The 23,956-nt window shown below is 42.5% G+C and carries 19 protein-coding genes and 1 pseudogene; 9 read left to right on the top strand and 11 right to left on the bottom strand.

All coding sequences use genetic code 11. The features are described 5' to 3' along the window. Positions 1–2: 2 nt before the first annotated feature. Positions 3–4,520: a translocation/assembly module TamB domain-containing protein gene (locus tag D7V32_RS01730; protein ID WP_120401204.1), complete on the top strand. Its 4,518-nt coding sequence runs from the start codon at positions 3–5 to the stop codon at positions 4,518–4,520. 86 nt (positions 4,521–4,606) lie between these two features. On the opposite strand, the gene xseB is transcribed toward D7V32_RS01730, so the two are convergent. Continuing rightward, complete coding sequence (gene xseB / locus D7V32_RS01725; protein ID WP_120401203.1) at positions 4,607–4,801, bottom strand: exodeoxyribonuclease VII small subunit; 195 nt, start codon at positions 4,799–4,801, stop codon at positions 4,607–4,609. Continuing rightward, positions 4,791–6,074 (bottom strand): exodeoxyribonuclease VII large subunit, encoded by a 1,284-nt coding sequence (gene xseA / locus D7V32_RS01720; protein WP_120401202.1) that lies wholly within the window; start codon positions 6,072–6,074, stop codon positions 4,791–4,793. The genes xseB and xseA overlap by 11 nt, the downstream gene beginning before the upstream one ends. A gap of 333 nt (positions 6,075–6,407) precedes the next feature. On the opposite strand from xseA, the gene gltS reads away from it, so the two are divergent. From gltS to D7V32_RS01705, 3 genes are all read left to right on the top strand, one after another. Beyond that, the gene (gltS, locus tag D7V32_RS01715) at positions 6,408–7,631 is read left to right on the top strand and encodes a sodium/glutamate symporter (protein ID WP_120401201.1); all 1,224 of its coding nucleotides are present in this window, start codon (positions 6,408–6,410) and stop codon (positions 7,629–7,631) included. Positions 7,632–7,864: 233 nt separating this feature from the next. Further along, positions 7,865–8,077, top strand: coding sequence for a DUF4177 domain-containing protein (locus tag D7V32_RS01710; protein WP_120401200.1), 213 nt, complete (start codon positions 7,865–7,867; stop codon positions 8,075–8,077). After that, complete coding sequence (locus D7V32_RS01705; RefSeq protein WP_120401199.1) at positions 8,074–8,286, top strand: hypothetical protein; 213 nt, start codon at positions 8,074–8,076, stop codon at positions 8,284–8,286. Before D7V32_RS01710 ends, D7V32_RS01705 begins: the two co-directional genes overlap by 4 nt. Positions 8,287–8,480: 194 nt before the next feature. On the opposite strand, the gene mqo is transcribed toward D7V32_RS01705, so the two are convergent. The 3 genes and pseudogenes from mqo to D7V32_RS01690 form a co-directional block, all read right to left on the bottom strand. Next, entirely contained in the window at positions 8,481–10,127 is a 1,647-nt protein-coding gene (mqo, locus tag D7V32_RS01700; RefSeq protein WP_120401198.1) for a malate dehydrogenase (quinone), read from the bottom strand. A gap of 148 nt (positions 10,128–10,275) precedes the next feature. Next, the gene (locus D7V32_RS01695; RefSeq protein WP_120401197.1) at positions 10,276–10,761 is read right to left on the bottom strand and encodes an Lrp/AsnC family transcriptional regulator; all 486 of its coding nucleotides are present in this window, start codon (positions 10,759–10,761) and stop codon (positions 10,276–10,278) included. 351 nt (positions 10,762–11,112) lie between these two features. Next, positions 11,113–11,956 (bottom strand): annotated as a pseudogene (locus D7V32_RS01690) (alpha/beta hydrolase family protein). A 120-nt stretch (positions 11,957–12,076) separates the two neighbouring features. Between D7V32_RS01690 and D7V32_RS01685 the strand changes: the two are divergent. Next, positions 12,077–12,541: a hypothetical protein gene (locus D7V32_RS01685; protein WP_120401196.1), complete on the top strand. Its 465-nt coding sequence runs from the start codon at positions 12,077–12,079 to the stop codon at positions 12,539–12,541. Positions 12,542–12,669: 128 nt separating this feature from the next. Here the strand turns inward: D7V32_RS01685 and D7V32_RS01680 are convergent, their stop codons facing one another. Together D7V32_RS01680 and brnQ are read right to left on the bottom strand one after the other, a co-directional pair. After that, positions 12,670–12,915 (bottom strand): hypothetical protein, encoded by a 246-nt coding sequence (locus D7V32_RS01680; RefSeq protein ID WP_120401195.1) that lies wholly within the window; start codon positions 12,913–12,915, stop codon positions 12,670–12,672. 658 nt (positions 12,916–13,573) lie between these two features. Continuing rightward, positions 13,574–14,866: a branched-chain amino acid transport system II carrier protein gene (brnQ, locus tag D7V32_RS01675; protein ID WP_120401194.1), complete on the bottom strand. Its 1,293-nt coding sequence runs from the start codon at positions 14,864–14,866 to the stop codon at positions 13,574–13,576. Between the two features lie 344 nt (positions 14,867–15,210). On the opposite strand from brnQ, the gene map reads away from it, so the two are divergent. Beyond that, positions 15,211–16,005: a type I methionyl aminopeptidase gene (gene map / locus D7V32_RS01670; protein ID WP_120401193.1), complete on the top strand. Its 795-nt coding sequence runs from the start codon at positions 15,211–15,213 to the stop codon at positions 16,003–16,005. A 292-nt stretch (positions 16,006–16,297) separates the two neighbouring features. Here the strand turns inward: map and D7V32_RS01665 are convergent, their stop codons facing one another. The 3 genes from D7V32_RS01665 to D7V32_RS01655 form a co-directional block, all read right to left on the bottom strand. Next, positions 16,298–17,197, bottom strand: coding sequence for a LysR substrate-binding domain-containing protein (locus tag D7V32_RS01665; RefSeq protein ID WP_120401192.1), 900 nt, complete (start codon positions 17,195–17,197; stop codon positions 16,298–16,300). A 111-nt stretch (positions 17,198–17,308) separates the two neighbouring features. Then, positions 17,309–18,232, bottom strand: a complete 924-nt coding sequence (locus D7V32_RS01660; protein ID WP_120401191.1) for an alpha/beta fold hydrolase — start codon at positions 18,230–18,232, stop codon at positions 17,309–17,311. A gap of 62 nt (positions 18,233–18,294) precedes the next feature. Continuing rightward, complete coding sequence (locus D7V32_RS01655; RefSeq protein ID WP_120401190.1) at positions 18,295–18,843, bottom strand: PadR family transcriptional regulator; 549 nt, start codon at positions 18,841–18,843, stop codon at positions 18,295–18,297. A gap of 181 nt (positions 18,844–19,024) precedes the next feature. Between D7V32_RS01655 and D7V32_RS01650 the strand changes: the two genes are divergently transcribed. The 3 genes from D7V32_RS01650 (at position 19,025) to D7V32_RS01640 (ending at position 22,728) form a co-directional block, all read left to right on the top strand. Continuing rightward, a complete protein-coding gene (locus D7V32_RS01650; RefSeq protein ID WP_120401189.1) occupies positions 19,025–21,049 on the top strand; it encodes an NADPH-dependent 2,4-dienoyl-CoA reductase in 2,025 nt (674 codons plus the stop codon). Between the two features lie 98 nt (positions 21,050–21,147). Continuing rightward, positions 21,148–21,555 carry a nuclear transport factor 2 family protein gene (locus D7V32_RS01645; RefSeq protein ID WP_120401188.1) on the top strand — a complete coding sequence of 136 codons (408 nt, stop codon included), beginning with the start codon at positions 21,148–21,150 and terminating at the stop codon, positions 21,553–21,555. Positions 21,556–21,636: 81 nt separating this feature from the next. Next, positions 21,637–22,728: a YheT family hydrolase gene (locus tag D7V32_RS01640; RefSeq protein WP_120401187.1), complete on the top strand. Its 1,092-nt coding sequence runs from the start codon at positions 21,637–21,639 to the stop codon at positions 22,726–22,728. 51 nt (positions 22,729–22,779) lie between these two features. Here the strand turns inward: D7V32_RS01640 and D7V32_RS01635 are convergent, their stop codons facing one another. Next, positions 22,780–23,955: an MFS transporter gene (locus D7V32_RS01635; RefSeq protein WP_120401186.1), complete on the bottom strand. Its 1,176-nt coding sequence runs from the start codon at positions 23,953–23,955 to the stop codon at positions 22,780–22,782. Position 23,956 lies beyond the last annotated feature (1 nt).

Raw genomic sequence — 23,956 nt, 5'->3', positions numbered from 1 at the left:
TTATGGCTGATCAAGAGCAGCAGCAAAAAACGGCAGGCGTACCAGAAACGCCTCAGAAAAAGCGCAGTATTTTAAGAAACGTCTTGATGACGGTGGCGGTGATCGTCCTGTTTTTAGCGCTGGCGCTGGCTGTGATGTTCTCTACGGATAAGGGCAGTAAATTTTTGCTGGACCGTGTTCTTGAGCGCCAAAAAATTATCAGTTATGAATACGAAGGCGGCAATTTACTGCGCGGTATTATTCTGCGCAATGTGCTGGTCAGCCTGAAGCCGGTAGATGTCAAAATTGACCGCGCCGATGTGACTTTAGGCTGGCGTGCAATTTTAGATAAAGAAATTCATCTTAATCGTGCAGATGTACGAAATTTGCAGATTATTACGAAAACACCGCCGAGTGATAAACCTTTTGTTTATAGTGAAATTAAACTGCCGTTCGTTTTGCGCGTAGACAAAGCGGATGTTGATCATCTGCTGATTAAAACGCATACAGCAGGTATAGACTTCAATGATATTCAGTTAAATAACGCGCTTTGGTCTGGCACTGAGCTGAAATTTGAAGATTCACGTGTCGATATGGGCTATTTAGCAGTGCGTAATGCCACAGGCAATATGAAATTTGAAGGTCAATATCCGCTGTATGCAGATGCAGTTGTAAACTTACCTTCGCTGCGTGACAGCCTCAACATTCATGATATTAATGTGGCTGCACGGGGTACGCTGGAAACCATTCAGGCTGGTGTAGCGGCAAATACGCCCGATTTGCTGACAGGCTGGGCAGTCGTGCATCCCATGCGTCCGCATGTGCCAATGAAAGGCGCATTAAAATTCAATAACTATCATTTGCCGCTGCTGGCAGATCAGAAGCTGTTTATTGAAAAAGGTGTGGGCGCATTCGATGGGGATATTGAACGTTTGAACCTTAATGTTGTGACAGACATGAAAGGTGAAAATATTCCGAAAGGCCAGTACAGTGCAATCATGTATACAGATTTGGTCAATCAGCTGAATATTGACAATTTAAATGCACAGCTGATGGGCGGTGCTGTGAATGCAGCAGGTGTCGTCAGCTGGAAAGATCATGTCACATGGGACATTCAAGGCCGATTAGATAAGCTGAACCCGAAAGACCAAATTATTCCGCAAGTTGTGCAGGACTTTTTACCGCCTTTATTGGATGCAAAAATTGCGTCAAAAGGCAGTTTGCAAAATGGCCTGCACCTTACGGCAATGGTGGATTTTGACCGTTTCGAAACATGGAATGTCAAACTGGATCAGGCGCTTGCAAAAAATAATAAAGAACAGCCCATGATGATGGATGTTGCATGGAAAAATATAGACCGCGCTGTACCGTATGTAGGCTGGCTGAATAGCGAATCAGGTGATGTAACACTGGCTTTGCATGAAGGTCAGCAAAATATTACGGTTGCAACAGCAGTAACTGCACATGACAAGGGCATGCTGCCGGCAGGCGCTTACCAAGCCCAGTTGAATTTAAAAAATAACAACTTAAATATTCCTAATTTTGCATACCGTACACCGCAAGGCGGTTTGGACGGCAGTGCTGTGCTGCAGCTGCCGGATGACAAACGTATGCTGAAGTGGACTGCGTTGGTGAATGCGAAAAACTTTAATCCGCAAAGCATTGTACAGGCAGCGCCTATTGATCAGTTGAATGGTCAAATTAAGGCCAATGGCTATGCCAAGCCAAATCAGCAGATCATTCAATTAAATTCGGTAAATTTGACTGGCCGTATGGCTGATCAAAATGAAACAGTGCATTTAACAGGAAAAAGTACGGCTGCATTACTATTTCATGATGTCAAGCAAGGCGGAGCATTTAAAAGTTTTGCTGTGAATTATGATGGTCATTTAAAAGCCAGCCAGATTGCCGGCAGTGACGGCGTCTTAAACTTAAAGGTTTCGGGGACGCCTGAACTGATTAAAATTGCAGAATTAAAACACGATGGTGTCGCAGGAAAGATCTTCGCGAATGGAATGGTGCATTTAAAAAATGGCATCGGCTGGGATGTGAACGCCTCTTTAGCGCGCTTTAAACCGCATTATTTTGCTTCAAATGTGCGTGGTGAGCTGTCGGGTGTAGTCAAAACAAGAGGTTTATGGTCTGATGCCTTAAAACGTATCCAAATTGACAGTTTAAATCTTGCAGGTGTGATTAATGATAAACCTGTACGCGGAAAAGGCAATTTAGCGCTGGTGCTGAACTCAAACCAGAAAGGCTTTATGCCGCAGCAGTTTGAGGCGAATAACCTATTTCTGGCCTATGCAAATAATCAGATTCAAGCCACAGGCAATGCGCAGAACTTGCGTTTGAACGTGAATGCTCCAGCGTTATATGAGGTTTATCCTGGTTTGCGCGGGCGTGCATATGGCTATTTAAATATGCAGGTACAGCCGCGTCTGCAGGCATCGGCAAATTTGGTTGTTGATCATTTTGGCTATACCAATATATTAAATATTAAGAAAATGCGTGTGCAAGGTCAGCTGCCGACTGCACAAGATGTGCCTTCTCGTATGACTGCTAAATTAGAAGGTTTACGCAGCGGCACACGTGAAATTTCACAGGCGCAGCTGGCGCTCACAGGAACACGCAATGCGCATGTGCTGAGACTTGATGCAGAAAATAAGCTGTCAAAGTTTGGTGTACAGCTTGCAGGCGGCTTTAATGCGCAAAATGATTGGCTGGGACAAATTCAAAAAGGTGATTTTGACTCATTGCGAACTCACTTGGCGCAGCGCCAAAGCGCATCCGTTATTTATAGCGCAGCGCGTTCGGATCTATTCATAGGCGCACATTGCTGGATGAGTCAGCAAAGCGAGCTGTGTTTTGATCAGCCAATCCGAGTGAATCCGAACCGCGGCAATGTATCGTTTATTACCCGAAATTTAGACTTAAATGACTTTGCCGCATTTATGCCCGAAGGGCTTGCTTTAACGGGTAAAGTGAATGGTTATGCTAAAGCTTCATGGGCAAAAGATGCAAAGCCGAAAATAGATGCGCGTTTGCTGACCCGTGACGGGGTGATGGGATTATCTGCGGATGATCCGCAATATTTAGGCTCTACACTGAAATATGATGAAGTCAGCCTGAATTTGAAAAGTATTGCACAAGGCTTGCAGCTGCGCTTAGATGTGAAAGCGCCTGATATTGGCACGGGTTATGCAAATGTGGTGATTGATCCTTATAAAGATTCAAAACCTATGCAGGGTGAAATTGCTTTTAATCAGGTTCAGCTGAAAATTTTCAAACCGTTTATTCAGGATGTGCGCAGCTTGGGCGGGACATTGTCTTATGCAGGGAAAATAAGCGGAACGCTAAGCAAACCCTTAATGCAGGGTGAAGTGCGGGTAAAAGACGGCTCAATCAGCATGATTTCATTGCCAGTCAATTTAACTAATATTCAGCTGTATTCTGCAGTACGCCAAGATAATGCAAGTATTAATGGTGCGTTTAACAGCGGCCGAGGTGCTGCTAAGCTGACAGGCAGTATAGATTGGAAAGAGGATCCGCGTATTCAGCTGAGCTTGAAAGGCGAAAACTTGCTGATACGCCAAGCGCCGCTAATTACCGCACTTGTTACACCAGACTTGCAGCTGGATGTTTTACCGCTACGTAAGCGCCTGAGTTTAAAAGGCACAGTAGATGTGCCGCGTGCGTTGATTTCTATGCCAGAGTCTACTGCTTACGTTGTTCCGACTTCTGCTGATGTGCGTATTGTACGTGAAGGCGATGATCAGCTGGCAATTTTAAACTCTGCACGGGCATGGGATATCCGAGCTGACATTGCGGTTGCTTTGGGCAGTCAGGTAATTTTCCAAGGTTTTGACAGCCGTATTCCACTGATTGGCAAGCTGAATTTGACCCAGCGCGGTTTAGAAACGGCGATGCGGGCGAATGGTGCAATTGGTGTTTCGAAACGTGTAAAAATTGAAGCTTATGGTCAGAGCTTGGACCTAAACCGTGCGATTGCGCGTTTTAATGGCCCAGTTGAAAATCCGACGCTAGATATAGATACCAATAAGATTATTCAGGGCAGCACAGTTGGCGTACGTGTTACGGGCACTGCATCCAGCCCGAATATTCAGGTCTATAACGATGCTGGCCTATCTGAGCAAGAAGCGATGAATGCTTTAATTACTGGCCGAATTGATGAAGGTGCATCGGGTTTAAGCCAAACAGAAACGTTCAAGTCGGATGTGAATAATACGATTGCTGCTGCAGGTATCAGTCTAGGCTTGGGCGGTACACGCGCACTGACAAACCAAATAGGCCGTACCTTTGGATTAAGCGGTTTAGCATTGGATGCGCAAGGTACAGGTGATGATACGCAGGTTTCCGTGACAGGCTATATTACCCCTGATCTATTTATCCGTTATGGTGTTGGTGTATTTACACCTGTGAATAAGTTAACACTGCGCTATCAAATGAATCAGCGTCTTTATTTAGAGGCTAGCCAATCTTTAGAACGTGCAATTGACTTGTTTTATAATTGGCGCTTCTAGGTTTTGTAAAAATATGCATAATAAAAAACGCAGCCTCAAGGCTGCGTTTTTTATTATGCATTTTTCTTTGTTATTAGCAGATAGAGCTAATCTTTAAAGGTCTCATTTAACGCTTTTTGCACAGCATCTACCCGAGACTTACAAGCCTTATAAGCTTGCATTGATTCTTCAACAATCTTCATTAAATTATCAATATCTGGTTCTTGCTGAGACTCAAGCAGTTCGGCATTTTTCTTTAAAATGTCATAGCCTTGTTTAAAGCTGATGGATTCATTGCTCATGATGATGCCCTGTATGCGGGTGAATATGGGTGAGTTCAGCATTTAAAATGCCGTCTTGAAGTTCAATTTGAATAGGCTGTGAGTTCTGCAGCTGTTTAACGCTGTGAATGCTGCTGCTTTGCTGGCGCACAATGGCAAAACCTTTGGACAGAACGGTGCGCGGGTTTTGCAGCAAAGCTTCCCGCATTAATGCTTCAATTTGGTGTTTTGCAAATTTTAATTGCTGTCCAGCATGATTTTCAGTCAGTTCAATCAGCTGAGTAAGCTGCTTGGCGGCGTCCTGCAGCTGATTTTGAGCCAATGTCTGAATCAGCATCATCAATTGATCATTCTGATTTTGATATATGCTGATTTGCTGCTGAGACAGCAGCTGAATACTCTGCAAATATTCGCCAGTTTCCTGTACCCGTTCTGCAATATGATTGCGGATACCTGCAATAACTTTACTTGGCGTATCAAAGGAGCGGTGTGCAATTTCATCTAAAATTGTACGGTCTTTTTCATGGCCAATACCGACCCAAATAGGGACTGTGCGTTTGCACAGCAAGGCTGCCAGATCATAGTCATTTAAATAAGCCAGATCATTAACAGCACCGCCGCCGCGAATAATGACAATTAAATCTGGAGCTGTATCATAATTGGCTGCCCATTGTCTTAGGCCTAAAGCCAAAGCATCTCGGATGCTTTGCGCTGCAGTATTGCCTTGAAAGGTTGCATAATGGTAAATAAATTCACATACCTTGGCATTGGAGAGCGCATCTGCATCTTTGCGGAAGTCGCCTAAGCCAGCAGCATTTTCTGGCGCAATCACCATGACGCGCTGAATATCAAAAGGAGGGGCTAAGCGGATATTGCGCTCGATTAAACCTTCTTCTGTCAGTTTCAGCACAATCTGCTGGTAGCGTTTGGCTAAGTCGCCGAGGGTAAAACTAGAGTCAATTTCTTCAATATTTACTGAAAAACCATACTGCGGGTCAAAGCGCGCTCTGATTTTAATCAGTACATTGAGATCACGGCTCAATACTATGCCGCTTTCTTTTTCAAATGCGCCTACTATTTTTGCCGCCGTAAATTTCCAAATTGTTGCTTTGCAGCTGGCAATGACTTTATCGCAGTCAGGAGATTTTTCTGCCAGCTCCAAATAGTAATGTCCGCCTTTGATATTTAAATTACGAATTTCTGCTTTGACCCACACAGCATCATCAAAAGTTATTTGAATCACTTCTTTAACAGCAGAGAGGTATTCGCTTAGATTGAGCTGGACATCAGACATGATTTGGCGGGCTGCTGCGACTATAAAGTAATATTCATTTAAATATTAAATAAATATTCAGCAATTGCCAATGGACATTTTGTGAATGTCATTCAATTCAATTAAGTTCTGGTCTGTGGTGCAGGCATAATTTAAGATCATCAGCAGCGCTTAATCAGGCAATGAAATACCTTAATTGGAAAAGCGTGTATTATTTTTTTCGCAAGTTTCAATTTATACATTTCTTTAAACGCTGTAATTACCAAAAACAACAACTTGCATAACATTTTTCTACTGCAGTCTTTGTGCTATATGTTTAAAACTGTATAAAAATAAAGCATGTAAGGAAGCTTCATGAATTTTGAAATAGATGCCTTCGGCACATTAGTTATCGCGGTATTCTTTCTTTTTGTTGGGCGTTTTTTAGTGGGTAAAGTCCAATTTTTTAAAAACTACAATTTACCGGAGCCTGTTATTGGCGGTCTTGTGGCGGCAATTACGGCGTATATCTTATTTAAATTTTTCAATATAAGTGCGGCCTTTGACGCAAAAATACAAAACATTCTTATGCTGATGTTTTTTACATCTGTAGGGTTGGGGGCTGATTTTGTTAAACTTAAAGAAGGAGGCAAGGCATTATTTATTTTCTTGTTTTGCGTCATTGGCTTTGTGCTGGTGCAGAATGCTGTAGGCATGAGTTTGGCGGCAGCACTTGGTTTAGATCCATTAATCGGTTTAATTGTCGGTTCAATTACATTGACAGGCGGTCATGGCACAGCTGGCGCATGGGGGCAGGTGCTGGAAACACAGCATGGCATCCAGGGCGCAATTGTATTGGGTATGGCGAGTGCGACATTTGGTTTGATTATTGGCGGTATTGCGGGCGGTCCGGTTGCTAAGTTTCTAATTAAGCGGCATCACTTGGCAGATAAAATGACACAAGATGCTGCTGATACGCAGCGGGAGGCAAGTCTTCAATCTGCACCGTTTGAATATCCAAAACATACCCGCCTGATTACTGCAAATGATGCCGTGACGACATTAGGCATGTTTTCGTTATGTATATTCGTGGCGAATTTTATGACGGATTTCAGTCAAGATAAATGGTTTGAACTGCCGACTTTTGTTTGGGCGCTGGGTATGGGGGTAATTGTCCGAAATATGCTTGAACATGTGTTTAAAGTGAGTATTTTTGACCGTGCAATTGATGTCTTTGGCAATGCGTCGCTGTCGCTTTATCTTTCGATGGCGCTGCTTTCGCTGAAGCTGTGGCTGCTGGCCGATTTAGCAGGGCCAATGGTGACGATTTTATTGGTGCAGACATTGGTGCTGATTCTATTCACGGCATTTGTTACATTTAAAATCATGGGAAAAAACTACGATGCAGCTGTACTGGCAGCAGGTCATTGCGGTTTTGGCATGGGTGCTACGCCTACTGCGATTGCGAATATTCAGGCTGTGACAAATACATATGGTCCATCGCATAAAGCTTTTTTAATCATCCCGCTCTGCGGCGCATTTTTTATTGATATTGTAAATGCTGTCGTAATTCAAAGCATTATTGCAATATTTGGCTAATTGGCCGTATTGAAAGATATAGCAAGGGCTTTCTAACATTTGGACGCTTTGTTATGGCATTAATATATGAAAAATATGCTGCAACTGTATGCAAATGCCAAAGTTGAGACAAATGACCCTTTATAAGCGGTATCTGAATCTGGGCGTTGTAGTTGTATGCTAAAAAGCGGCCCGATATAATCTGCAGTGAACAGCATTGTTCATCTATAATAATCAAATTAGAAAATAGGCTTATGAAAGAATATAAAGTTGTTATTTACCAAGAGGGCATGCTGGGTTCTCTGCTGCTTGGTTCGTCTAAAGTAGATCCAATTAAATTTACCAATTTCTTAAATCAGCATGCTGCACAGGGCTGGTCGGTTATTACCATGGAAAAGGATATACGCCGTATGCTGCTGTTTTGGAAACGTGAAGCTTATGTCGTTGTTTTGGAACGCAGCCAATGAAATATGGTGTGATCAGTGCATTGCTGATAACTGTCGCATGGGCGCTATTAAGCATTATGCAGCTGTGGCTGCCAGTTGTGAGCGCAGATGTGTATTGGAAGCTGACGGTGACAGCGGGTATTCTGTTATCCGTTATTGTGTTGGTGACTTTAGCAATCCGTGAATACATCACAGATAAAAAATTGAGAAAAGACGGTTTTATTGACTAAATTTTTAGTGAATGAAAGCAGCGCTTTCGCATATTTATTTTAATCAATAAAAAGCCCCGTATAACTAAGTTATGCGGGGCTAGTCGTACCGCTAATGCGGCACTCATATAAGGCTCATCTCATACTGAGCGTATTAAAACATAATGCTGTTTCATTTACGACACATTTTAACGCTCTCAGCATGTTGTTGAACATTAATTGGCTTTCGCCAGTTTTGTTTGCGCTGCTGTGCTGTCATTTGCTGCAGGCGCAACACGCGGCGCATAGTTTAAGCCCAATGTGGAGCTGGTGTACTCACGGATCTGATTCAGCAATACAGGGTTTGCGCTTAGGTCCTGATTATAAGAGCGTACAATTTCATGCAGTTTTGCATTCAAAGGGCCTTGAACTTGTGCAGGGAATGCTTTTTCAAGCAGGTTCAGCATAATATATGGCGAAGTTGAAGCTCCCGGTGAAGCGCCCAGCAACGCTGTCACAGAACCATCTTTGGATGCAAAAATTTCTGTACCGAATTCTAAGCTGGCAGGTTTGCCTGGTAGCTTTTTAATGATTTGTACCCGCTGGCCGCCTTGGTTCAGTTTCCAGTCTTCAGCTTTTGCATCTGGGTAGTATTTGCGCAGTTCATCCATTTGCTGTTCATTTGACATGGTTACTTGGCTGACTAAGTATTTCACCAAGTCCAGATTTTCTATGCCAACTTTAGACATTGGCAACACGTTGCTTTTATTTACAGAGCCTAAAAGATCTGCTTGAGAGCCATATTTGAGGAACTTGTTTGAGTAAGTCGCAAATGGGCCAAATAATACATATTTTTTGCCGTTAATATAGCGTGTATCAATATGAGGAACAGACATTGGCGGCGCGCCAAGTTTTGCACGGCCATAAACCTTAGCCGTATGCTGTGATGTAATAGCAGGGTTGTCTGTCATCAGGAATGTGCCGCCAATAGGAAATCCTGCATATTGTTTCGCTTCTGGCAGGCCTGTCAGCTGTAAAAGTTTCACCGCAGCGCCGCCTGCGCCAATAAATACAAAACGGGTTTTGATATGGCTTTCAGAACCATCTTTTAGATTTTTAAATGACACAGACCATGTATTGTCATCATTGCGGCTAATGCCTGTGACTTCAGTTGAAGTGCTGAGCTTAAAGTTTGGCTGTTTGCTTAAATGACCAATGAGCTGTCGGGTAATCGAGCCATAATCGACATCAGAACCGACATCCATATAAGTTGCTGCAACTTTTTGTGCAGCATCACGGCCATTCATGACCAAAGGTGCCCATGATTTAATGGTGCTGCGGTCTTCAGTATATTTCATGCCGTAAAACATTGGATTTTTAATCATGGCATCATAGCGTTTTTGCAGGAATGACACGTTATCGCCCCAAACAAAGGCAATATGCGGTACAGGGTTGATAAAAGTTTTTGGATTGTCTAAAACGCCTTGCTGTACCTGATAAGACCAGAACTGTTTGGAAACTTCAAATTGTGAGGCTGTGTTGACCGCTTTGCTGATGTCCATCTTGCCGTTTTTTTCGGATGTATAGTTCATTTCCATAAAGCCTGAATGCCCAGTACCGGCATTATTTAGGCCTTTTGAGCTTTCTTCTGCAACATTGTCCAGCCGTTCATACATCTGTATCTTCCAGTCGGGCTGAAGTTCATTGAGGTATGTGCCTAGCGTGGCGCTCATCACGCCGCCGCCAATCAGTACGGCATCCATAACGGCTTCATCAGCCGAAGTTGATACTTTTTTAGACGCGATAGGACGGAAGAGAAAAATAAGACCGATCATTACAGCGATCAGCACCAATATCAGTAAGTATTTTAGAAATTTTTTCATATGTTCACCCTTTATTATTTGTTTATTTTTGATGAATTCACTATGTAGACACAATGAACAATCCGTTAACTTCTGTAAGGGTGAACACGGTATAAATACGAAAAATAATAAAATATGATTGTTAAATATTAATTTAGATAGGTCTAAATTATTCAATCATCATGAGGTCAGCATTATTGGCAAGTTTTAAAGGCCTTAATGCAAAAATAGAACGGGTATGACGGATACCTTTCATCGCATATAAATTTTTACGCAAGAAGCGCTCATAATGTTCAGCATCTTTTACTGCAACTTTCACTAAATAATCGTAATCACCGGTAACTAAATGGGCTTCAACGACTTCGGGCATATTCGCTAAAGTGTGGCTGAATTCATCTAATATTTCATCATCATGCCGTTCTAAAGTAATTTCAATAAAAAATAGTTCGCGAATGCCGATGGCTTTTGGGTTGATGTTCGCTGTATAGCCTTCAATAATTTTTAAATTTTCCAGCCTTTTTAACCGTGTCCAGCAAGGTGAAGAGGAAAGGCCGACTTTATCAGCCAGCTCAGTCACCGTCAGGCGGCCGTCTAACTGTAATTCAGATAAAATTTTACGGTCAATTTTGTCTAAGGTGTATTTATTTTCACTCATAATGCAGCTATACAAAAGGATTTGCTTAAAAACTGATATTTTACAGAAAATTAAAGTGTTTGGGGTTGAAGTTTCATATAAATACAGGAAACAACTTGGTTCGAACTTGGTTATGCTCTTTGTATACTTTTTAGCCCTTGGGGTCAGGGGCTAGAGTCGAGCAGGCAGCGCTTTTATTTTAGGGTGACTTAAAGGCGCTGCCTGCACTTTATCATTTCAGTATTTTGATGCTGAACATCTGCATATATTTTAAGTGATATTGAGTTGAATAAAAAAACCGCTAAGCAGGATTACGAACTTAGCGGCATAAACTTGTATGCAGACAGTGGCTTTTAATAAAACAGGACTGAATTAAATAGACAGCTCAGCTGCAATGACAGGCCAAAGATTTTGATGTGAGGTTTTAAACATCAGCATATGGCCAATGCCTTTGTGTCCATATTGTGCGGGCTTGAGCTCAATCATTTCAGTTTTTGCATTTGGATAAAGGCGCAGCAGGTCTTTGACATTTGCTTCAGTCGCAATTTCATCATCTGAAGACCACAGTACAGTGATTGGCGATTGCACGGCAGCATGAAAATCTTCTTTAACTGTTTTGCCAATCGCATTAATAACATAGCCTGGTTTACTGCAAAACTGCGCCCATTCACGTGCTACGTCTTTAGGCAGGTTTTCTCGTTGGACCGTAGCCAAGCGTATAGCGCGCAATAGGGAAAATACCTTTAAACATCAGCGGGGCTAGAATTTTAGTGCGGCCAGAAAGATGTTTTACATGACCTGTAGAGCCTGAAACTGCAATGGTTTTAGCAATTTTGGCATGGTTTGGCATAATGCCCAAAAGCTGGCCGCCTGCGCTATGCCCAAGTAAGTAAATTTGTTCTGCATGGGTCTTTTGCAGCAAAGTATCAACTGCCGCAGGAATATCCAGCTGGCCCCATTGTACAATGCTGGCACGGCTTTTCTTTAATGCGCCATGCAGGGATTCGCCAATACCTCGGAAGTCAAAAACCAAAACATTGAAGCCTTGCTTAGAAAGCCAGCTGGCAAAACTGTGATAAAACTGTTTAGTAATGCCGGTAGCGGGGCAAATTAATACAGGAATACTATGCCGAATATTTTGATCGGCTGTGTAAAAACGGGCGGCTAAGGTATAGTCGTCTTTACAAGTAATAGATAATGCTTCAAATTGTGCCATGTTTAGATAGTCATTTTAACGTGAGTATTTAGCTTATAATGTACGCGAGTTCTAAAAAGAAACTTGATAAAAATATGACTTCAAAGTCAGTTGATAATAGAAAAAGGTGGAAATATTCACATGGAATACGTGATAACTGATGCATCAGTGAAAAGTGCAATTGTATTTAGCGGTATTTTTTTATGGGTCGGGATGCTGACTGGCGTGTGGAAGTATTGGCAAATACGCCATTCTGAGCAGGCTAGAGCGCATTATTATGTAGATATTGCGCACCGCAGCAGCCTGCTATATGCACCAGCATCGCTTATTTTGGCTGTACTGGCCTATTTTTCAGCTTGGCCAGAATGGCTGAATCTGATTTGTGTTTGGTTAAATTTAGTCTTTTTTACATTTTCTATTCTGAGCTATGTGCTTCATGGCCTGCTGCAAGATACAACTAATCAGTTCAAAACGCCGCATCGTTTAGGTAAACGCCATACGCTGCCGAATGGTCTGATGACAATGGCAATGTTTCTTTTGATTGTAAGTGAGTTGGGCGCGTCGGCTGTGCTGCTGGCAGGGGTGATACAGCGTTTTTGGTTATAAGCGCTGGCAGATATATAGAAGGGGTATTCGGGGTTTAGCAGAGGGTTCTGAATTGATTATTATTTTTTAATTTTATAAGTGCAGATTGTATGCTGAGATTGGAGATGGATGACGGAGTCATCCATCCCTCAATCTTCTAAACAGTGAGAGCTTTTATGTTGGCGGTATTTTTGATCAATGACGGCCCAAATAAAAAATGCTAAAGATACAATAATGGCGTAAACAAAATATTCAGACTTTAAATTGCCTTGAATGAGACCGTGGATCAGTAACGTCAGCATTAGGGCAAAAGTGGTGCTGACGAAGGTCACCGCATTTTGATTTGCCTTTAGAGCGTTAATGAAGAATTGCTTGTTGAAATGTATAGATAACATCTCCATCCCTCCTTTTTTTGTTGTTTACTAAAACCCGAATGTTTTAGTCAGTTTTCAATTACTGTTGTACTGCTATTTTGTGAGCAATACAATAGTAAATGTCATTATTTTGTCATAAAAGAATGCTAAGTCATTTTTTGACAGATGTCATGATTAATCAGTGAAATAGGCCTTAGACTTAAGTCTGTGCATACCGCTCGCTAAAGCGCAGTGTTTCGGAGCAGCAAAGAACGTATTCGATTATGTATAAAAGATGACAAGTTAAATAAAGCAATTTGCATACCATAGATTGAAATAAGCAAGTTTATGTCCGTCTAAGGCTGTAGATTGCGCTTAGCCATGATTGGCTTCAGGTTGATGGATGAATAATTGTAATAGATAAAAATTATTAAAAAATAGCTGTTTAGTTAAGGTCTGTTAATTTGGGTAAGCTTGAAGGGCTTTATCAGTTAGAAAATACGGTTTAAAATGGAATTTTTATATGTGCATTTTTAAGTGTTGAGGCGGATTAAAATTAAACGAGCAGTGCTGGTGCATATGCTGTGAGAGCCGGGTGGGACAAATAAAAGCATACTTGGGTAAAACATGTCCTTTATTGGTCACAATTAAAATCGTATTTTGGGTAAAAATCCGATTTTAGCTCATAAAGCTAAAAGGCTTATTTTTTAACTTTATCAATTGCAGCAGCAATGATCAGAACAATAACTGATGGAATAAGCCATGCAAGATTTTGTTCATTTAACGGCAGGTTTTGCAGTACTGCAGGCAAGCTTTCAGAGAAGCCGGCAACTTTTAAGCCATCGATAATACCAAAAGCAAATGCAACAGCTGTTACTGGAGCAATGACGCGAGACGGCTGGTGAAAGAATTTGCTGCAGAAACTTAAAAGAATCACTGTGATTGCAGGCGGATAAATTGCGCTAAGTACAGGTACTGAAACTGCAATCAGTTTGGTTAAACCTAGGTTTGAGATCAGCAGAGAGAAGCCAACTAAAATCAGTACAAAGACTTTGTATGGAATTTTAGTCAGTTTAGAGAAGTATTCAGCACAAGCGCATGTTAGGCCGATAGCAGTGACCATGCAGGCAACAAAAATCATTGCAGACAGGAAGTAAGCGCCCATATCGCCAAAAGCATGCTGTACATAGGCGTGCAGGATCACTGCGCCGTTTGTCGCATTTGGAGCGATATCATGACTGCTCATACCCAGCTTAAATAAGCTGATATAAACAAGTGTTAAACCGATACCCGAAATAATGCTGGCAATCACTGCGTATTTAGTAATCAGTTTGGTGTCGGTTACACCGCGCGAAGTAATTGCTTTGACAATTACAATACCAAATACCAGCGCGCCTAAAGTATCCATGGTCAGATAGCCGTTGACGATGCCTTCAGATACTGGGCTGACGACATAATTGCCTACCGCAGGCGGAATTACGCCAGCAGGAATAAAGAATGCAGATACACCTAATATAACTAAGCCTAAAATTTTAAGCGGTGACAGGAAGTAGCCGACAGTATCTAAAATTTTGTTTGGATACAGTGAAACAATGGTTACAAAGGCAAAATAGATGATGCTGTAAATCATCAGGCTATTTGATGATGTGCCAAAGTATGATGAGAAACCAATTTCATAAGAAACTGTTGCTGTACGCGGTGTTGCAAATAAAGGGCCGACAGCTAAATAACATACGACAGTCAGTAAAATACTGGCTGCTTTGCCAAGCGGGGAACTTAGGATCTGAATAGAACCTTCAACGCGTGAAAGCGCAACAATGGTCAGAACAGGTAAGCCAACAGCGGTGATTAAGAAACCAAATGCAGCCAGCCATACATGTTCACCGGCTTGTTGAGCCACAATCGGTGGAAAGATAATATTGCCTGCGCCAATAAAGAGCGCAAAGGTCATAAAACCTAGGGCAACAATATCTCTTGTACGGAGATTTGTCATAAAAAGGGAGATGGTTTTACCATTGAAGTCAGTAATTTTAGTGCATATCAATTTTGTTTTGGAGTTTATTTTATAAATTGAATTAAAAACTTTTATAATACAAATATTTAATGTATTTTTAGATAATGTGTTAGTGTTCCTATGTTGCTGAATATAAACACGAAATATTTTAATTTGTCTCTAATTTGTTGGAATATACAGCTTAGCTGCCAGTTTTCAGTTTTGCCTGATTAATAATCTATTCGCGCTGCATGGAGCCGCGCTTTTAGGGGCTTAGGCCTTGTGAAGAAACAAATTTATGAAAAAGGGTCTATAATTGTTCGACCTAAACCGAGGATGATGCAATGAAAGCTTCAAATATCACAATTAAAACTGAGCAGGATCTAGAGAAATTACGTATTTCTGGGCGTTTAGCTGCGCAAGTTTTAGAAATGATAGGTGAGCATGTAAAGCCGGGTGTGACAACTGAATATTTAGATGACCTGTGCAATGATTTCATTGTAAATACGCTGAAAGTGATTCCTGCGAATATTGGCTATCATGGTTATACCAAAACGACATGTATTTCACCCAATGAAATGGTGTGTCACGGTATTCCTTCTGCAGATATGCTGTTAAAAGACGGCGACATTATTAATATTGATGTGGCGATTATTAAAGACGGCTATTTTGGCGATACGAGCCGCATGTACTATGTTGGCAGTGTAAAACCAGAAGCTAAACGCTTAGTCGATACTACTTATGAAGCAATGGTTGCCGGCATTCATGCAGTCAAACCGGGTGCGACTTTGGGGGATGTCGGTTATGCGATTCAATCTGTTGCGCACCGTGAAGGTTACTCTGTAGTGCGTGAGTATTGCGGTCATGGTATCGGTAAAATTTATCATGAACAGCCGAGCGTGCTGCACTATGGTCAGCCGGGTCAGGGTCTCGTACTTCTTGAAGGAATGGTATTTACAATTGAGCCGATGATTAATGCAGGCAAAGCGCGTACGAAAGAGCTAAAAGACGGCTGGGGTGTTGTGACCGCGGACAGTTCTTTATCTGCTCAGTGGGAACATATGATTGCGGTAACAGCAGAAGGTTTTGAAGTGCTGTCACCATGGCCTGAGGGTACAGGCAGTTATCCTGAAATTTAATGAGACTTTTAAATATGCGTTAATATTCAGCGGGCTTAGACTTTAGTCTAGGCTGATATGTTGATAATGAAATATATAGGTATTAACGCTAAGTAACTTTGTGTAATTTATTTATTTTCAGTGGTTTGACTTTAATTTGTGTAAATATTTAGCGCTTTAAACAATTTAACGGAAAGTAATTTTCACATTACTATTGTTTCAGAAAATTTAGCTGTAGTTTCTGATTTTAAAGTTTCGCTTACCCATCACTTGGGTAAGCTTTTTTTTTTGCCTAAATTTTAGCAGCAGCACTTTAATGCTTGGTAAGGTTCTCAACCAAATAATCAATCATAATGCGTACAGCTGGAAGCAAGCCGCGGCGTGATGGATAAACGGCATGAAAGATGCCATGCGGCGCTGTCCAGTTTGGCAATACGTGCACCAATTTTCCTGAATCCAGCTGATCTTTTACAATACTGTCCGGCAGCAGCGCAATACCGCAGTCTTGACTGGCTAAATCTGCCAGCATAGTCAGTTCGGAGCCAAGCACGACAGGGTTGATGCGCAATTTGATCTGACGGTTTTGTTCATCGTGCAGTACCATATGCTGATCGAGATGTTCATCAGCCATACTGAGGATTTTGTGTTTAGGCAATTCCTCAGGGTGTTTCAGGTTGCCGAATTCATTTAAATAGGCTTGACTGGCGAAAAGATGCTGTTCAATTTTTTCAAATTTTCGGATTACAAGATTAGGGTCGTCATCTAGGCTGTCACGTACACGCAGCGCAATATCAAATCCTTCATTGATAATATCAACGCGGCGGTTAGTGATCAGCATTTGCACGCGTATTTCTGGGTACATCTTTAAAAATTTTGGCAGAATGTTGGCCAGTTCATTTTTTGCAATGGTCACAGGCGCACTGATTTTAATTACACCGCGAGGTGTTGTACTTAAATGGTCAACCAAGTCATGTGCAGCTTGCGCTGCATTCATCATGACTTGTGCATGGCGGTAGATATTCATGCCAATATCAGTGACAGCAAAATGCCTTGAACTGCGCTGAATCAGACGTACGCCCAGTCTTTCCTCTAAGTTGTATACACGGCGGCTGAGCTTGGATTTGGGTATATCGGTAGCGCGTTCGGCGGCGCTAAAACCGCCATGTTCGACAACTTGAGCAAAACAGTAAAAGTCGTCCAAATCACTCAGCATGTGTAATATTCCATTTATGCAACAATACGCTTAATTAAAAATAATTGTTGCGCAATGTCAATTGCAATTTAGCAATGCTTAACCGTGCTGAGTCATGATTCAGTTTGAATATTATCCTGATTGCAGCTGGGATATACGGGTTAAGTGACGCTGAATTTCTTGGCTGAACTTTACGGGTTCACTGAGTAAAGGTGTATGCCCTGATTTGTGAAATACAATGGATTCAGCATTTACTGCGCTTTGAGCAACAATGTGCTGGCCTGCTGCTGGGTAGAGTTTAGACTGTTCCCCGATAAAGAAGGTTGCAGGGCATGTTAAGGCGGCGACTGCATCGCGGTAGTCTTCGGTATGCTGCAGATAATTGCTGATATACCAAGATAGGTAGTCCAAACGCTTAATAGGCAAGATATGCGGCTGCAGTTTTGGCTGCCTTAAGGCCGCTTTGATAAAAAACGGTGCAGTTTTGCTGCTGGCTTGCAGGTCTATAAAAGCGAGCCAGCTATGCAGCAGCTGATTGCGTGCTTGCTGACTGAGGTCATTCATATATAAGGCTGTGGGATTATCCTGCAGCACTTGTGAAATTTGCTGCAGAATTTGTATAAATTCAGGGTGGCGGTTGCCAAATAAGCCATAGGGCCATTCGGTGTCTGCAGAAATTTTGGGTGTTTGATCTATATGCAAGTAACTTTTTATCTGCTGTGCAAATTGACCATACTTCATGCCGTGCATGGCGGTAGTTGCGCCCATAGAGTAGGCAATCACGTGCAGCGCAGGCTGATTTAATTGCTGCATCAGGCTGCTGATATCACGCCAATGGCTGGGAATTGCATCCAGCTCAGGAATTTGGCACTGTTTTGAGCCGCCGAACCCGCGCCAGTCAGGGATAATAAATTCAAATTGTTTGCGGCTGCGGTATAAAAAAGGATGCCACTGCCAGCTTTGCATGCCTAGGCCAGACAGCACCAGCACTGGCTGGCCTGAACCATAAGTGCGTACATAGAGTTTCTCGCCATCTGGCATTTGATAGTGCGGCATGGTTGGTCCTTTTATTTCTGTAGACGGTATATGCGATCAGGTTCTGGAGCTGCCTTGCTTTATTATTGCTTGGGGGAATCAAATGCTTTTAATGCAGGAATTATGGTTTCCAGCCAGTCAATCCAGCTTTTTTCAGAATCTATGCCAAGCTGCAAAATCATTTTATGAATAAATAGCGTGCGGTCATGGTAGGCATGGTCGGCAAAATCTTTGGCATACATAGACTGATACAGTTTTAAGGTATCTTGATGTATCTGTAAATGGCGTTCCAGCTCTGGCAGCATAGTATTTCCGCCAAGCTGCGCTTCTGCGCGCAGGCGCACCATAAGGTCTTCACGCAGCTGCCCCGGCGGACTTTGCTTGACCATCCAATCTGCCAGCTCTGTGCGTCCAAGTAATTCAACTCTATAGGTTTTTTTTCGGCTGTTGCTGTCATCTTCTTCTATGGTCGAAATCCAGCCTTTTTGCTGCATGCTGTTCAGCTCGCGGTAGATCTGCTGATGTGTTGAGCTCCAAAAAAATCCCATTGAGCGGTCAAAGCGCCGTGCAAGTTCAATGCCGGTACTCGGTTTTTCTAGAAGGCTGGTTAATAGTACGTGAGCAAGTGACATGGGCGCATCAGTCATATTTAATTATTAAATTTATTATGCAACAAGTTGCACAAAAAACAAAACTCGAATATAAATATATGCAACAAGTTGCAAATTTTGTGCATTTTAAATGGTTTAAATCGCTTGGTTTGCAGTGCAACTAAAAAAACAGCTAGCAGAATAAGCCCGCTAAGGAGAGATCATGTCTAATTACCCGCATTTATTGGCGCCACTGGACTTAGGCTTCACGACATTAAAAAACCGCGTATTAATGGGTTCAATGCATGTAGGTTTAGAAGAAGCGCCAGGCGGTTATGACCGTATGGCTGCATTTTATGCAGAGCGGGCAAAAGGCGGTGTAGGTTTAATTGTAACGGGCGGTATTGCGCCAAATGAAGCGGGCTTAACGTTTGCAGGCGGCAATAAATTAGATACACGCGCAGAGGCAGATAAACATAAAGTTGTGACGCAGGCTGTGCATGATGCGGGCGGTAAAATTGCGCTGCAGATTTTGCATACAGGCCGTTACTCATATCAGGCGCATAATGTTGCACCTTCTGCGATTCAAGCGCCAATTAACCCAGTCAAACCGCATGCTTTGACGGCTGCAGAAGTTAATCAAACCATTTCGGATTTTGTAAACTGCGCCAGCCTTGCACAATATGCAGGCTATGACGGTGTAGAGATCATGGGTTCTGAAGGTTATTTAATTAATGAGTTTACTGCGAAACGGACAAATCACCGTGATGATGAGTGGGGCGGAAGCTACGAAAACCGTATTCGTTTCCCATTAGAAATTGTACGCCGTACACGTGAAGCCGTTGGTGAAAATTTCATTATTATTTACCGGCTTTCGATGTTGGATCTGGTTGAAGGCGGTTCAACCTTTGAAGAAGTTGTACAGCTTGCAAAAGCAATTGAAAAAGCTGGCGCAACCATTATCAATACAGGTATTGGCTGGCATGAAGCGCGTATTCCAACAATTGCAACCAAGGTCCCGAGAGCCGCATTTACTTGGGTCACTAAAAAGCTGAAAGGAGAAGTAAAAGTTCCGCTGATCACGTCTAACCGTATTAATACACCTGAAATGGCAGAGCATGTTTTAGCTTCTGGCGATGCAGACATGATTTCCATGGCGCGTCCAATGCTGGCTGATGCATTTTTTGTAGAAAAAGCTTCGCAAGGCCGCAGTGATGAAATTAATACCTGTATTGGCTGTAACCAAGCTTGTTTAGATCATATTTTCTCTATGAAGATAGCTTCTTGTTTGGTCAATCCGCGTGCTTGTCATGAAACTGAGCTATTTTTTAAAGAAGCATCGCAGCCTAAACATATTGCAGTTGTTGGGGCTGGCCCTGCAGGGTTAAGCTTTGCAGCCTATGCAGCAGAGCGCGGTCATCAGGTCACAATATTTGAAGCAGCTAACCAAATTGGCGGCCAGTTTAATATTGCAAAAACAATTCCGGGCAAAGAAGAATTTTATGAAACATTGCGGTATTTTAAGCGGAAAATTGAACTAGCGCCTAATATCACTTTGAATTTAAACTATAAAGCGACATTTGAAGAGCTGGAAGCTAGTGATTTTGATGACATTGTTATTGCGACAGGTGTAACACCGCGTGAGCTGCACATCGACGGTATTGATCATTCAAAAGTACTGAGTTATTTAGATGTGCTGAAAGAGCGCAAGCCTGTGGGCCGCCGTGTGGCAATTATTGGTGCTGGCGGTATTGGTTTTGATACAGCCGAATTTTTAAGCCATGAAGGTGAAAGCGGCAGCTTAAATCCAGAAAAATTCTACAATGAATGGGGTATTGATACTCAGTACGAACATGTTGGCGGCTTAAAACAGCCTGAGGTAGAGCAATCAAGCCGTGATATTTATCTGCTGCAGCGTAAAGCAAAATCTGTAGGTGCTGGTTTAGGTAAAACGACAGGCTGGATTCATCGTACGGGCCTGAAGCATCGTGATGTCAAAATGATTGCTGGCGCAAGCTATGAGAAAATTGATGATCAGGGCTTACATATCATCGTAAATGATCAGCCTGCAGTGCTGGATGTTGATAACGTGATTATTTGTGCAGGCCAAGAGCCATTTACAGCGATGTATGAACAGCTTCAAGCTGCAGGTAAGTCAGTGCATTTAATTGGTGGCGCAAAAGAAGCGGGTGAGTTGGATGCTAAGCGCGCTATCCGTCAAGGTGCAGACTTGGCTGCGGTTATTTAATGGAAGTCCCCCCTTAGAAAGCAGGGGGATTAACTCAAAAAATATCTTCCAGCCTCCCTTTAATAAGAGGGAGGCTTATAACCCAAAAAGGATACAAAATGACCATTGAAACAACAAAGAAATCTGTTGCGCGTTGGCACGAAATGCTCAGTACACGTGATATGAATATTTTAAATGAGCTATTGGCAGAGGATGTCGTGTTTCGCTCCCCAGTGGCGTTTAATCCATATCTGGGTAAGCCAGCGGTAACTTTTATTTTGAACAATGTCATTCAAATTTTTGAAAACTTTACGTATCACCGTGAATTTTATACTGAAGATGGCTTAAATGCGGTACTTGAATTTTCTGCCAATGTAGGTGAGAAAAAGTTAAAGGGGATTGATATGATCCAATTTAATGAACAGGGCCAAATTATAGATTTTGAAGTGATGCTGCGTCCGAAGAGTGGGCTGGAAGCTTTAGCTGTGAAAATGGGTGAACGTATGGCGGCATTTCAGGCTAAATAAATAGCCTAAGCAAGCTGGGTAAAACAATGTCGGGGCATATTTTTGTATAAGTTTATCAAGATAACTACGGTGTAGAGAGACATGAGTGTATTTGCAGATAAATTGACGCTGATTTCGCAGCAGCTGCTTGATAAAGCAACTGGAGCGGAACAGCCTGTCATTTATGCACAGCCGCAAGGTGCGCTGTACAATATTTTAATGCAATTGCCTCAGCTGAATCAAAAGTACAGGCCAACACCATGGCTGTCTAGTACACATCTGCATTTGCTGTATTTTGATTTGATCAAAAAACGCCGCATTCGTCAGCAGTATGAGCGTATTGATCAATTGCCTATGCAGGATGGAGGGGTTACAGCCATTGCTTGGCTAGGGCTGGACTTGCCGGAAGATACGCCAACTATTGTTATGCTGCATACTATAACGGGTACGCCCGAAAGTATGCGTGAGCTGGTCAGAGATCTGCATCAGTATACAGGCTGGCGAATAGCACTTTGTTTACGCCGTGGACATGCTAAGCTTCCAATGCCAGTTGCCCAGATGAATCTATTTGGTTCTGTGGCTGATTTACGGGAACAGCTGGCATATGTTCAAGAAAAATTACCGCAGTCTGAACTGTATGCAGTAGGTTCATCTGCAGGTACTGGCTTGCTGGTGCGCTATTTGGGTGAAGCAGGCTCGGATACTCCATTTAAAGCCGCTTTTGCTTTATGCCCAGGCTATGATACCGCTGCTGGATTTCAAAATGTGCATCCTTTTTATAGCAAAATGATGACACAGAAGCTGTTTCAGAACTTTATTGAACCCTACCGCCAAATGTGGGAAAGTACAGTTTCGCTGGAAAAAGTGATGAAGGTGAAAACCTTGCAGCAGTTTGAGAAAGTCTATTTTGAAATGGCGGGCTACAGCAGCTATGAAGAGTATGATCAAGCCACTAATCCAATTTATGTCTTTGATAATATTAAAATACCGCTTTTAATATTAAATGCGGAAGATGATCCGGTTTGTCATATTAAAAATTTAGAGCCTTATAAGGCCACAATTCAAAATATGCCGAATATTGCCGTAGTGACAACAAAAAAAGGCAGTCATTGCGGATTCTATGAAGGTGTGTGGGAAACACATTCATGGGCAGCAAAATTGATGGCGGATTTTCTTAAGCAGTACACAGCTTAAAATAAAGATAGCCTGCGAAAGCAGGCTATCTTTTAAATTTTGGGATGTGCTTTATTGGGCTTGCATGCAGCAAGAGGCCGTTTGCGGTTTAAGTTTCATTTGTATAAAAACTAAAATCAGAGCAACTGCACTCAGTGCGGCCCCTGCATAAGAAACTGCAGCATAGCTTAAGTTGAAATTTAACACAGCGGCGCCTGCGACAGCACCGAGGGCATTGCCTAAATTAAATGCGCCAATGTTGACCGATGAAGCGAGACTAGGTGCATCGTGAGCGACTGTCATAACGCGCATTTGTAAAGGCGGAACGACGGCGAACGCTGCTGCTCCCCAGATGATTAACGCAATGGCCGCCCCAATGGTTGTTGTTGCTAAAATTGGAAATAACAGCATCATCAGCATCAGTAGGACTAAAAAGCCAATCAAGGTTTTATCTAGAGATTGATCGGCAAGTTTACCGCCTAAATGATTTCCAATTGAAAAGCCAATTCCAATTAATACCAACACAAAAGTGATAAATTCAGGGCCTGCATGTGTAAAGGCCTTTAAGCTTGGCGCAATATAGGTATAGAGTGCAAACATTGCTCCAGCGCTCATGACAGTGGTCAGCAATGCTAAAACGACAGGCATGCGTGTCAATACTTTTAATTCTGCTCGGACATTGGGCTGTTCTGTCTGTTGGCTGTGCGGTAAAGCTTTCCATAAAGCCAACATCGTGATAATGCCAAGCAAGGTAATGGCGGCAAAAGACATACGCCAGCCAATATTTTGTCCGACCCATGTTGCCAGCGGCACACCGCCAATATTGGCAATGGTCAGGCCCATAAACATCATGGCAACAGCACTGGCTTGTTTATCTTTGGGCACGACGCTTGCTGCAACCACAGAGCCTAAGCCAAAAAAAGCGCCATGATTTAAGCTGGTCACCAAACGGGCAGCCATTAAGCCGAGATAATTGGGTGCAATTGTTGCCAAAATATTACCGATCGTGAAGATTGCCATCAGTAAAATGAGGGCGGTGCGTTTAGGAAAACGCGCCAGCCATAAAGTCATTAATGGTGCGCCGAGCATGACGCCAATCGCGTATGCGCTGATCAGTAAGCCAGCTTGCGGAATAGAAACCGATAAATCTGCTGCAATTTCGGGCAAAAAACCCATTGGTGAAAATTCAGTTGTACCAATAGCAAAAGCGCCCACAGCTAATGCGATTAATGGAAAATTAATTTTCATC

Source organism: Acinetobacter tianfuensis (assembly GCF_003611465.1).
GTDB classification, from domain to species: Bacteria; Pseudomonadota; Gammaproteobacteria; order Pseudomonadales; family Moraxellaceae; genus Acinetobacter; species Acinetobacter tianfuensis.
Note: the sequence above shows the minus strand (reverse complement) of the source record. Positions and strands in the feature narration are given on the sequence as shown.

Coding starts and splice junctions, on each gene's coding strand:
- D7V32_RS01730 (WP_120401204.1), top strand. CDS start 3: ATGGCTGATCAAGAGCAGCAGCAAAAAACGGCAGGCGTACCAGAAACG.
- brnQ (WP_120401194.1), bottom strand. CDS start 14,866: ATGACAAATCTCCGTACAAGAGATATTGTTGCCCTAGGTTTTATGACC.
- D7V32_RS01685 (WP_120401196.1), top strand. CDS start 12,077: ATGGAATACGTGATAACTGATGCATCAGTGAAAAGTGCAATTGTATTT.
- D7V32_RS01665 (WP_120401192.1), bottom strand. CDS start 17,197: ATGCTGAGTGATTTGGACGACTTTTACTGTTTTGCTCAAGTTGTCGAA.
- D7V32_RS01660 (WP_120401191.1), bottom strand. CDS start 18,232: ATGCCGCACTATCAAATGCCAGATGGCGAGAAACTCTATGTACGCACT.
- gltS (WP_120401201.1), top strand. CDS start 6,408: ATGAATTTTGAAATAGATGCCTTCGGCACATTAGTTATCGCGGTATTC.
- D7V32_RS01635 (WP_120401186.1), bottom strand. CDS start 23,955: ATGAAAATTAATTTTCCATTAATCGCATTAGCTGTGGGCGCTTTTGCT.
- D7V32_RS01645 (WP_120401188.1), top strand. CDS start 21,148: ATGACCATTGAAACAACAAAGAAATCTGTTGCGCGTTGGCACGAAATG.
- xseA (WP_120401202.1), bottom strand. CDS start 6,074: ATGTCTGATGTCCAGCTCAATCTAAGCGAATACCTCTCTGCTGTTAAA.
- map (WP_120401193.1), top strand. CDS start 15,211: ATGAAAGCTTCAAATATCACAATTAAAACTGAGCAGGATCTAGAGAAA.
- D7V32_RS01640 (WP_120401187.1), top strand. CDS start 21,637: ATGAGTGTATTTGCAGATAAATTGACGCTGATTTCGCAGCAGCTGCTT.
- xseB (WP_120401203.1), bottom strand. CDS start 4,801: ATGAGCAATGAATCCATCAGCTTTAAACAAGGCTATGACATTTTAAAG.
- D7V32_RS01710 (WP_120401200.1), top strand. CDS start 7,865: ATGAAAGAATATAAAGTTGTTATTTACCAAGAGGGCATGCTGGGTTCT.
- D7V32_RS01695 (WP_120401197.1), bottom strand. CDS start 10,761: ATGAGTGAAAATAAATACACCTTAGACAAAATTGACCGTAAAATTTTA.
- D7V32_RS01680 (WP_120401195.1), bottom strand. CDS start 12,915: ATGTTATCTATACATTTCAACAAGCAATTCTTCATTAACGCTCTAAAG.
- D7V32_RS01650 (WP_120401189.1), top strand. CDS start 19,025: ATGTCTAATTACCCGCATTTATTGGCGCCACTGGACTTAGGCTTCACG.
- mqo (WP_120401198.1), bottom strand. CDS start 10,127: ATGAAAAAATTTCTAAAATACTTACTGATATTGGTGCTGATCGCTGTA.
- D7V32_RS01705 (WP_120401199.1), top strand. CDS start 8,074: ATGAAATATGGTGTGATCAGTGCATTGCTGATAACTGTCGCATGGGCG.
- D7V32_RS01655 (WP_120401190.1), bottom strand. CDS start 18,843: ATGTCACTTGCTCACGTACTATTAACCAGCCTTCTAGAAAAACCGAGT.